The organism is Roseateles chitinivorans, from assembly GCF_002761755.1.
Lineage (GTDB): Bacteria > Pseudomonadota > Gammaproteobacteria > Burkholderiales > Burkholderiaceae_C > Roseateles > Roseateles chitinivorans.
The window spans coordinates 21703-32882 of sequence record NZ_PEOG01000066.1 but is presented as its reverse complement, the minus strand read 5'-3'; the positions used below and the strand labels follow the sequence as shown (position 1 = coordinate 32882).

Sequence of the window (11180 nt, the reverse complement as noted above, 5' to 3'; positions counted from 1 at the left end):
TGGCCCGCCCGGACGGTTTTCCCGTCCTGCTGCGCGGCCTGGTGCACGGCGTCCCGGTGGAGACGCGCAGGGTCTGTCGCTCGGTGCGCGAGACCCTGCATGCCGCCGCCGACTGGCAGGCGGTGCGCGACCGGATGCGCGGACCGGTGCGGGTGGTCGTGTCCAACACCGGTGACGACGGCTGGGCGCTGTCGCTGCGCGACGGCGCGACGCTGCTGGCCGACACTGCGCCGGCGCCCGAGGCCTTCCCGGCCCGGCTGCTGGTGCTGCTGCACGACCGCTGGCAGGCGGCGCCGGATGCCGCGCTGACGCTGCTGCCCTGCGAGCTGGTCTCGCGCAACGGCGCCGTCCTGGGCGACCTGGTCGTGGCGCTGGCGCGGTCCTGGCGTTGCCCGGACGCCTTCATCGACTGGCTGCTCTCGCATGTGGTCTGGGCCAACTCGCTGGTCGACCGCATCGTGGCGCAAGCGCTGGAGCCCGTCGGGGCGGTGGCCGAGCCCTATGCGCTGTGGGCCGTGCAGGCGCAGCCGCGCCTGCAGCTGCCATGCCGCCATCCGGCCCTGATCGTGACCGACGACCTCGCGCGGCATGAACGGCTCAAGCTGTTCCTGCTGAACCTGGGCCACACGATGCTGGCGGAACTCTGGCGGGTCTTCGACCGGGCGCCGGACATGACGGTCCGGCAGGCCATGGAGGACCCCGCGCTGCGCCAGCCGCTCGAGGACACCTGGCAGCACGAGGTGCTGCCGGTGCTGGCGGCGCTCGGGCAGATCGACGAGGCGCTGGTCTACCTGGACGGCCTGCGCGACCGCTTGCTGAACCCGTTCCTCGAGCACCGGCTCGCCGACATCGCCCAGAACCATGCGAGCAAGAAGGCCCGCCGCCTGCTGCCGGTGGTCGAGCTCGCGCGGCGGCATGTGCCGGCGCTGGCCCAGCCGCGGCTGCGGGCCGCCCTCAGGACCTCGTGATCAAGGAGCAAGACATGGAACGGATGGGCATGGTGATCGGCATCGCGCCAGAGCACATCGCCGAATACAAGCGGCTGCACGCGGCGGTCTGGCCGGCGGTGCTCGCGCGGCTGGCGGCGTCGAACGTGCGCAACTACAGCATCTTCCTGCGCGAACCGGAGAACCTCCTGTTCGGCTACTGGGAGTACCACGGCAGCGACTACGCCGCCGACATGGCCGCGATCGCCGCCGATCCCGAGACCCGGCGCTGGTGGACCTTCTGCGGTCCCTGCCAGCGGCCGCTGGACAGCCGGGCCGAGGGCGAGCACTGGGCCGCGATGGAACAGGTGTTCCATGTCGACTGAACATTCCGGCGAGGGCGCCGCGCCGGATCCGGTCGTCACGCCGGCCTCGGCGCTGATCGTGCTGCACCCGGATGACAACGTCGCGGTCGCGCGGTTCGCGCTGCCCGCCGGCGCCCGGATCGCGCGCCCGGACGGCAGCGCCCTGCGGGTCGCCGCACCGATCGATGCCGGGCACAAGCTCGCGCTGCGCCCGATCGGGCGCAGCGACCTGGTGCTCAAGTACGGCCAGCCGATCGGCGTGGCGACCATGCCGATCGAGGGCGGCGACCACGTCCATGGGCACAACGTCGAGATGCCCGCCGCGATGCCCGCTCGCACGACGGCACAGGCCGCGTCCGCGGTGATGCCGGTCGACACGACCGCGACCTTCGAGGGCTACCGCCGCGCCGACGGCCGCGTCGGCACCCGCAACTACATCGGCGTCATCGCGTCGGTGAACTGCTCCGCGACCGTCTGCAAGGCGATCGCGCAGGTCTTCCAGGGCCCGGGCCTGCCGGCGGGCGTGGACGGCGTGGTCCCGATCACCCACGGCAGCGGCTGCGGCATGAGCGCGGAGGGCGAAGGCCTGACGCTGCTGCAGCGGACGCTGCGCGGCTATGCGGCGCATCCGAACTTCGCCGCCGTGCTGGTGGTCGGTCTGGGCTGCGAGGTCAACCAGATCGGGCCGCTCATCGAGGCCTTGCCCGCCGCCACCCGCGAGCGCCTGCGCACGCTGACCATCCAGGAGGCCGGCGGCACCCGGGAGGCCGTCGAGCAAGGCCAGGCGCTGGTCCGCGAACTGGCGGACCAGGCGGCGCTGGCCCGCCGCAGCACGGTGCCAATGTCGGCGCTGGTGGTGGGACTGCAGTGCGGCGGGTCGGACGGCTACTCGGGGATCAGCGCGAATCCCGCGCTCGGCGCGGCGGTCGACCTGCTGGTGCGCCACGGCGGCACCGCGATCCTGTCGGAGACGCCGGAGATCCACGGCGCCGAACACCTGCTGACCGCGCGGGCCGCGTCGCCCGAGGTCGCCCGGCGGCTGATGGCGCGGATGCAGTGGTGGGAGGCCTACGCGGCGCGCCACGGCGCCCGGCTCGACAACAACCCCTCGCCCGGCAACAAGGCCGGCGGCATCACCACCATCCTGGAGAAGTCCCTGGGCGCGGTCGCCAAGGGCGGCGGCAGCCCGTTGAACGAGGTGATCGAGTACGCCGAGCCGGTGCGCGGGCGCGGACTGGTCTTCATGGACACGCCGGGCTATGACCCAGTGTCGGCGACCGGACAGGTGGCGGGCGGCGCCACGCTGATCTGCTTCACCACCGGCCGCGGCTCGACCTATGGATGCAAGCCGACGCCGTCGCTGAAGCTGGCCACGACCACCACTCTGTTCGAGCGCATGCGCCTGGACATGGACTTCAACGCCGGCGGCATCGTCGACGGCACGCAGACGGTCGCCGAGGCCGGTGAGGCGCTGTTCCAGCTGATGCGCGAGACCGCCTCCGGCCGTCGCACGCTCAGCGAGGAGCACGGCCTGGGCGACAACGAGTTCGTGCCCTGGCAACTCGGCGCCGTGATGTGAGCCCCTGTGGTGGCGGACCTGCGGCCGGACCGCGCCGTGGCGGTGCCTCGCGGCGCCGGGCCTAGAGCGTCAAGGCGCCGCGCGACGGGATCTCCGCCGCATCGCCGGTCCAGCGCGCATGGGAGGCGATCAGGTGGCGGCAGATCGCCGCCGACGCGGCCTGCGGATCGCGCGCCTCCAGCGCCTGGTAGATGGCCTCGTGCTCGGCCAGCGCGTCCTTCCAGGTGTCGTCGGACTCGATCTGACCGCTCATGTGCAGCGACAGCGGGCTGTGACGGCCATCGAAGAGCGATCCGACCATGTCGACCAGGACCGAATTGCCGCTCATCTCGGCGATGCTCAGGTGGAAGCGGCGGTCCGCCTCCACCGGCTTGAGTCCGTCGGCCAGCTCGGAGCGCATCGCCTCCAGCGCTTCCTGCACCCGTTGCAGCCCCGCCTTGGTGACGCGGGCCGCCGCCAGCGTGATGACGGCGCTCTCCAGCACCAGCCGGGCATGCATCAGCTCCGCCGGGCTCTCGCCCAGGGACGGCGTCCCGGCCGTCTCCACCGGGTGGACGCTGGTCACATAGACGCCGGAGCCGCCACGGATCTCGATCCGCCCCTCGATCTCCAGCGCGATCAATGCCTCGCGGAGCGAGGGCCGCGAAACCCCCAGCTGCAGCGCCAGTTCCCGCTCCGCCGGCAAGCGCGCCCCGGCGGAGAAGCCGCCGGCTTCGATCAGCAACCGGACCCGGTCGGCGACCAATTGGTATTGCCGGCGGGTGTCGCCGCCGCGGTGTTGTATGGCCATGCTCTCCCCAACGCGCTCAAGTGGACTGACCAATGGTACCGCTCGCAACTCGGTTCGTATTTCGCCTCGTCAGTCCCTAATCTATGTCAACAAATGTGCGATTAGGGGTATCCACTGGTCCGACCACATCGCCTCGATGGCAGAGTGGCATGACCAAAGTGGTTTGACCGAGCCGGATCCAGACCCATAAGCCCCCAGGCGTTCCAGGCGCCATGCGAGGAGACATATGCAGCACCATCGGCGCACCGTCATTGCCCTGGCCGCCGCGCAGGCGGCCTTGATCGGCAGCAGCCTCGCCCTGGCCCAGACCCCTCCGGCACCGCCCCCCGCCGCGAGCGACGCGGCCCCGCGCGCCGAGCAGGCGGCCAAGGACGACAAGGCGGACAAGGCCGACAAGGCCGCCCGCAAGATCGACACCGTGGTCGTCTCCGGCCAACGCGCGGCGCTGCAGTCGGCGCAGCGGATCAAGCAGAACGCCGACGAGATCGTCGACTCGGTCGTCGCCGACGACATCGGCAAGCTGCCCGACAAGTCGGTCACCGAGGTGCTGCAGCGCATCGCCGGCGTCAGCATCGACCGCACGCTCAACCGCTCCGATCCGCAGCAGGGCGTGGGCGACGGCATCGCGCACTTCGCCGCCGAGGGCACCGGCGTGATGGTCCGCGGCCTGAGCTACGTCCGCTCCGAGCTCAACGGCCGCGATTCCTTCTCGGCCAACGGCGGCCGGTCGCTGAGCTTCGAGGATGTGCCGCCGGAACTGATGGCCGGTGTCGACGTCTACAAGAATCCGTCGGCCGAGCAGATCGAAGGCGCCGTCGGCGGCCTGGTGAACCTGCGCACCGCGATGCCCTTCGACTTCCCCGGCTTCAAGGCGGCCTTCTCGGCGGAAGCCTCACGGGCGCCGCTGCGTGGCAAGACCGAGCCGTCCTTCTCCGGCATGGTGTCCAACCGCTGGAACACCGACCTCGGCCAGTTCGGCGCGCTGCTGGACCTGGCCCACTCCCGGATCGCCACGCACAGCGACGGGCTCTCGATCTCGCCCTACTACCCGCGCAACAACGCCGTCGTCGGCGACACCAGCGGCACGCAGCGCTGGATCACGCCCGGCGGCTCCTGGACCTCCAACGACTTCGACCGCACGCGCGACGGCCTGTACGCCGCGCTGCAGTGGCGCAAGGACAGCCTGAGCTCGTCGGTGACCTTCTTCCGGTCGAAGTACAGGATGAACACGACCGAGAATGCGTTCTTCCTGGCCACCGATCCGATCAAGCTGCAGGTCGACGCGGATGCGATCTTCGACGCCAACGGCGCCCTGCTCGCGGGCACCCTGCGCGCGCCGACCGACGGCGCGCCAGACCGGCCCGAGGTGCGCGGCATCGGCTTCGGCACCGACACCCGCGTCGCCGGGCGCAAGGCCGATACCCGGGACCTCTCCTGGAACCTGGCGTGGAAGCCGTCGGACCGCTGGGAGCTGCGCTCCGACCTGCAGCATGTGAAGGCCAAAACCGACGGCTATGACTACACCGTGGGCACCGGCGGCTGGACGCCGAAGCAGACGGTGGACCTGCGTGGCTCGCTGCCGGTCTTCAGCTTCGACGACGCTGACCGGGCCCACCTGACCAACCCGGCCAACTACTACTGGGGCTTCGCGCAGGAGCATCGCGACCATGCGGTCGCCACCGAGACGGCCTGGCGCGGCGACCTCAAGTACAGCTTCGAGCACCCGGTGCTCAACGACCTGCGCTTCGGCGTGCGGCTCACCGATCGCAGCGGCTCGACGAGCTCGACGCACGACTCCAACTGGGCGCAGATCACCGCGCCGTGGGCCGTCATCCCGGCCGGCTCGACCAACGCCTGGCAGCCCTTGACCCAGCTGTCGTGGATGAGCGATCCCCGCTTCTCGGGCGACAACACGCTCTTCCACTTCAACAGGTTCTTCGATGGACGGGTGTCCGTGCCGCCCAGCGTGGTGGTGCCGGACAAGTCGCTGGCCACCGGCTTCCCGGCCAGCTTCCAGAAGCTGCATGGCTACACCCAGGCGGTGTGCATCGACCCCTGTCCGTCGTGGGTGATCTGGAGCCCGGCCAAGTACGGCGACGACAAGGGCCTGAACGAGCAGGACGAGCGCACCCAGGCCGCCTACAGCCAGTTGCGCTTCAGCTTCGACGACCTGCCCTATCCGGTCGACGGCAACATCGGCGTGCGGGTCGTGCACACGAAGTCCAGCGCCACCGGCTACACCCTGTTCACGCCGCCGCAGCCGATGCCCGGCCTGCCGGTGATCCCGGCGCAATCGGAGCGGCAGTCCTTCGACAACAGCTACACCAACGTCCTGCCCAGCCTGAACCTGCGGCTGAAGGCCAGCAACGAACTGCAGTTCCGCCTCGCGGCGTCCAAGGGCATGACGCGGCCGGAGTTCTGGCAGATGCAGGCCTACACCACGCTGAGCCAGACGCCGCGCACCCGTCAGGAGAATGGGCAGACGGTCCTGGACTCGGTCACCTACACCGGCTCCGCGCTGGGCAATCCGATGCTCAAGCCGACGCGCTCCAGCAACCTGGACCTGACGGGCGAGTACTACTTCGGCCGGTCCAGTTCCTTCACCGTGGCCGTGTTCAACAAGCAGTTGAAGGACGTCATCGTCGGCCGGACCACGCTCTATCGCCTCAACGACACCGCCGGCGATCCGCATGACTTCCTCATCACCGCCCCGGTCAACGGCGCGAACGGCCGCGCGCGCGGGGTGGAGGTCGGCTTCCAGACCTATTTCGACAAGCTGCCCGGTCTGCTCGCCGGCCTGGGGGTGTCGGGCAACTACACCTACATCGACAGCCGCCTGACGATGAACCAGGGCATCAACCGCGAGTGGTGCACACCGAAGGACGAGGTCGACTCCCAGCTGGCCCGCGACCTCTACGGCTGCGACACCAACGGCCGGGTACTGGGCAACCTGCCGATGACCGGCATGTCGCGCAACTCTTACAACGTCGCGTTGCTGTACGACCATGGGCCGGTGTCCGCGCGCCTGGCCTACAGCTGGCGCTCCAAGTACCTGCAGGCGGTCAATGCCTATGGCACGGCCGACGGCAGCGGCATCGACCAGAACCCGGCGAGCCCCAACTTCGGCCAGTCCTACTCGGTGAACTACGCCTTGCCGACCTGGGGCGGCGACTACGGCCAGCTGGACCTGGGCGTGCACTACCGCGTCAGCGAGGGGCTGAGCATCGGCTTCGAGGCGCAGAACCTCAACAACGCGATCTACCGGCAGTACATGCAGCAGGGCATCGGCCTGAAGGAGCGCGCGCTCTTCTCGACCGGGCGCCGCTACACGCTGCAGATGCGCTACACGTTCTGATGCCGCGCTTCTCTCTCCTCTTCCTCTTCCTCTTCCTCTTCCTCTTCCTCTTCCTCTTCCTCTTCCTCACTTCGCATGAAGCAGTTGCTTTCCCTTGCCGCGCTGAGCTGCGCCCTCGTGGCCACGACGGCCCCGGCCCAGGCCGCACCGGCGGCGCAGGCCCGTCTCGACCTCGGCCAGGACGCCGCCGGCCCGGCGATCGAACCGGCGGTCTACGGCCATTTCGTCGAGCACCTGGGTGCTGGCGTCTATGGCGGCCTCTGGGTCGGTCCGGAATCGGCCATCCCCAATACCCGGGGCTGGCGCAATGACGTCGTGCAGGCGCTGCGGCAGGTCGGCATCCCGGTGATGCGCTGGCCGGGCGGCTGCTTCGCCGACGACTACGACTGGCGCGACGGCATCGGCGATCCGGCGAAACGGCCGGTCCGGGTCAACCGCTGGTGGGGCGGCACGGAGAGCAACCGCGTCGGCACCCACGAGTTCATGGACCTGGTGGAGCAGCTCGGCAGCGAGGCCTACCTCGCCGGCAACATGGGCTCGATGCCGCCGCGCGCGCTGAGCCAGTGGCTGGAATACATGACCGCCGACGGCGCCTCCACGCTGGCCGAGGAGCGCCGCCGCAATGGCCGCGAGCAGCCCTGGAAGGTCAAGTACGTCGGCGTCGGCAACGAGAGCTGGGGCTGCGGCGGCAACATGCGCGGCGAATACCAGTCCGACCTGCACAACCGCTACGCCACCTTCCTGAACCAGGTCGTGCGCGTGGCTTCCGGCGATGGGGAAGGCAACGACCAGCTGGTCGACGTGCTGATGGCGCGCTCGGGCAAACACATGGATGCCCTCACGCTGCACTACTACACGATCCCGGGGGATTGGTCGGCCAAGGGCGCGGCGACCGGCTTCGACGCCACCGCCTGGGCGCGCACGCTCAAGTCCGCCATGGGCATCGAAGGACGCATCGCCGCCGTGTCGCGCATCATGGACAAGCACGATCCCCAGCGTCGCATCGGCCTGTATGTCGACGAATGGGGCAGCTGGTACGACACGCCGCCCGGCGCGCCGGCGCTGCACCAGCAGAACTCGCTGCGTGACGCGCTGATCGCGGCGCTCAGCTTCAATGTCTTCCACCGCCACACCGACCGGGTGCGGATGACCAACATCGCGCAGATGGTCAACGTCCTGCAGGCCATGGTGCTGACCGACGGTCCGTCCATGGTGCTCACGCCGACCTATCACGCCTTCGATCTGTACCGGCCGTTCCGAGGCGCGGCGCCGCTGCGCGTCGCGCTGAAGACGCCGCATTTCCGCATCGGCGACGTCGAGCTGCCGTCGGTGGACGTCAGCGCGGCCCGCACGCCGGACGGCCAGCTCGTCCTGGCGCTCGTGAACCTGGATCCGAAGCAGCCGGCGCAGGTCGCCACCGGCCTGAAGCGCGCGGCACGCGGCCGCCTGCTGACCGCGTCGGCGATCGATGCGCACAACACCTTCGCGCAACCGCGCGCGGTGGTGCCGGTGCCTGTCGACGCCAAGCCGGGCAAGGACGGGCTGACGCTCCAGCTGCCGCCAGCGTCCCTGCTGGTCGTGACGCTGGCGCCTGCCCCGTGATCCCGCGCGTCCCGGCGAGCAACCGCGCGGGGGAAGCGCCACCGGCGCGGACGGGCCAGGTCCGCTTCGGCGCGGCGGCGACCCGTGCGCGCGGGGCGGTCGTCGTCGCGCCGTCAGGCGCGTCAGTCGTTCACGCCGACCCAGCGATCGTGGGCCGCGAGCAGGTGGCGGCACATCGCCGCCGAGGCCGCCTGCGGATCGCGCGACTCAAGCGCGCGCAGGATGGCCTCATGCTCGCCGAGCGCGTCCTGCCAGGGCGGCGACACCGACTCGATGCGGCCGCTCATCCGGGTGGAGATCGCGCCGTGGCGGCCGTCGAAGAGCGCCCCCACCACGCCGGCCAGCACCAGGTTGCCGCTCATCTCGGCGATGCTCAGATGGAAGCGCCGATCCGCCTCGACCGGTTTGCGCCCCGCGGCCACATCGGCGCGCATCGCATCGAGCGCGTCGCGGACGCGATCCAGCGAGGCCTTGTCGACCCGCGCTGCCGCGAGCGTGGCCACCGCGCCTTCCACGACCACCCGCGCCTGCATCAACTCGGCCGGGCTTTCGCCGAGCGTCGGCGTCGCACCCACCTCCGTCGGCGCAGCGCAGACGTACACGCCGGAGCCGCCGCGGATCTCGATCCGGCCCTCGATCTCCAGCGCGATCAGCGCCTCGCGCAACGAGGGACGCGAAACGCCGAGCTGCTGGGCGAGCTCGCGTTCCGCCGGCAGCCTCGCGCCGGTGGTGAAACCCCCATCGCGGATGAGCATGCGGACCCGGTCGGCAACGACCTGGTATTGCCGGCGGACCTCCCCGCCGTACGGATGTTGTGCCATGGCTCCCCTGCGCGAAGACGCGCCTTCCGTCGTTGTGCCCTTTTATAGGTCGAGCGACTGCACCGCAGGAACAGGGTATCTACCGGTCTGACCAACAAAACAGCATGGCAAAGTGGTAAGACCAAAAGAACCGCCGGACGAAGCCGCTGCGCTTGCCGTGCGGTGCCGGTGGGCGAGCCTCCGAGCGACGCCTGCCAATGAGGAGAAGCACATGGTCCAACGCATCGTGATCGTCGGCGGTGGCGCCGCCGGGTGGATGACGGCCGCCGCGATGACGGCCAGCCGGCGCGGCCGCGGCTCGGTGGAGCTGGTCGAGTCCGAGGAGATCGGCATCATCGGCGTCGGCGAGGCGACCTTCCCCTCGATCCGCGCCTTCAACGAGCGTGTCGGCATCGACGAAGCGGAGTTCCTGCGCGCCACCCACGGCACCTACAAACTGGGCATCGAGTTCCGTGACTGGCACAGCGTCGGCGATCGCTACTTTCACACCTTCGGCAACTTCGGCAGCCTGCTGGGCCCCTACATGCTGTGGGGCCAGTACCGGCGCATGGCCGATGCCTCGCTGGGCGAGTTCGGCGAGCAGTGCCTGCCCACGGCGATGGCGATGCAGGGCCGCTTCGTCGTGCCCGACGAGGACGGCGGCGCGCCCTACAAGTACGCCTACCACTTCGATGCGACGCTCTACGCGGCCTTCCTGCGCGACTTCTCGATGCGTCGGGGCGCGCGGCGCATCGAGGGCCGCATCGTCGAGGTCATCCGCGCCGAGAACGGCGATGTGAAGCGCCTGCGCCTGGCCGATGGCCGCGAGGTGGAGGGCGATCTGTTCATCGACTGCTCCGGCTTCGCCTCGCTGCTGCTGGGCCGCGCGATGAAGGAGCCCTTCGTGGATTTCAGCCGCTGGTTGCCGGTCGACGGCGCCTGGGCCTGCCCGTGCGAGCGCGTCGGCGAGGCGCTGACGCCTTACACCCGCGCCACCGCGCTGGAGGGCGGCTGGGCGTGGCGCATCCCGCTGCAGAGCCGCACCGGTCATGGCCACGTCTTCAGCAGCCGACACATCGACCCGGACGTCGCCCGCGAGCAGCTGATGGCGCAGCTCGACGGCAAGCCGCTGACGGAGCCGCGCCTGCTGCGCTTCACCACCGGTCACCGGGAGCGCTTCTGGGTCCGCAACGTCGTGGCGCTCGGACTCTCGTCGGGGTTCCTCGAGCCGCTGGAGTCCACCAGCATCTTCCTCATCCAGACCAACCTGGCCCACCTGATGACGCTGCTCGAGGCGAAGGCGCCGCTCGACGAGACGGCGATCGCCGACTTCAACGCCCGCGGCGCGCGCGAGTTCCGCCGCATCCGCGACTTCATCATCCTGCACTACTGCCTCACCGCCCGCCGCGACAGCGCGCTCTGGCGCGACATGGCGACGATGGACCTGCCCGACACCCTGGCCTACAAGATCGACCTCTGGCGACACCATGGCGTGCTGCACCAGCAGCAGGACGAAGGCTTCGACGAGACCAGCTGGCTCGCGATCCATGCCGGCATGCGGCATTGGCCGCAGCGGACCGACCCGGTCCTGAACGAACTGCCGCTGGACCACGCCCGCGACATCCTTCAGCGGCGCCGCGAGGCCATCGCCCGCGCCGTCGCGCCCCTGCCCCCGCATCACGCCTACCTGGCCAGACTCATGAACCTGGCGCAAGGCGCCCAGAGACCCGCTCGATGACCGCTTCCCTCCCTTCGATGCCTGC

8 protein-coding genes are annotated in these 11180 nt (G+C 70.2%); 6 read left to right on the top strand and 2 right to left on the bottom strand.

Translation table 11 applies throughout. The annotated features are described in order from the left end of the window. The 3 genes from CS062_RS20160 to CS062_RS20150 all read left to right on the top strand — a co-directional run. Positions 1–968: mannitol dehydrogenase family protein (locus CS062_RS20160; protein ID WP_099863351.1), on the top strand; the 968-nt coding region annotated here is incomplete at its 5' end. Between the two features lie 14 nt (positions 969–982). After that, positions 983–1312: an L-rhamnose mutarotase gene (locus tag CS062_RS20155; RefSeq protein ID WP_099863350.1), complete on the top strand. Its 330-nt coding sequence runs from the start codon at positions 983–985 to the stop codon at positions 1310–1312. Continuing rightward, positions 1302–2870, top strand: coding sequence for a UxaA family hydrolase (locus tag CS062_RS20150; protein ID WP_099863349.1), 1569 nt, complete (start codon positions 1302–1304; stop codon positions 2868–2870). Before CS062_RS20155 ends, CS062_RS20150 begins: the two co-directional genes overlap by 11 nt. Before the next feature lie 61 nt (positions 2871–2931). Here the strand turns inward: CS062_RS20150 and CS062_RS20145 are convergent, their stop codons facing one another. Further along, a complete protein-coding gene (locus tag CS062_RS20145) occupies positions 2932–3660 on the bottom strand; it encodes a FadR/GntR family transcriptional regulator (protein ID WP_099863348.1) in 729 nt (242 codons plus the stop codon). A gap of 226 nt (positions 3661–3886) precedes the next feature. On the opposite strand from CS062_RS20145, the gene CS062_RS20140 reads away from it, so the two are divergent. Both CS062_RS20140 and CS062_RS20135 read left to right on the top strand, forming a co-directional pair. Beyond that, positions 3887–7015, top strand: coding sequence for a TonB-dependent receptor (locus CS062_RS20140; protein ID WP_099863347.1), 3129 nt, complete (start codon positions 3887–3889; stop codon positions 7013–7015). 75 nt (positions 7016–7090) lie between these two features. Then, positions 7091–8617, top strand: coding sequence for an alpha-N-arabinofuranosidase (locus CS062_RS20135; RefSeq protein ID WP_099863346.1), 1527 nt, complete (start codon positions 7091–7093; stop codon positions 8615–8617). Between the two features lie 122 nt (positions 8618–8739). Here CS062_RS20135 and CS062_RS20130 read toward each other — a convergent pair whose 3' ends face one another. Beyond that, complete coding sequence (locus tag CS062_RS20130) at positions 8740–9438, bottom strand: FadR/GntR family transcriptional regulator (RefSeq protein ID WP_099863345.1); 699 nt, start codon at positions 9436–9438, stop codon at positions 8740–8742. Between the two features lie 211 nt (positions 9439–9649). On the opposite strand from CS062_RS20130, the gene CS062_RS20125 reads away from it, so the two are divergent. Further along, positions 9650–11155, top strand: coding sequence for a tryptophan halogenase family protein (locus tag CS062_RS20125; protein WP_099863344.1), 1506 nt, complete (start codon positions 9650–9652; stop codon positions 11153–11155). The last annotated feature ends 25 nt before the right edge of the window (positions 11156–11180 follow it).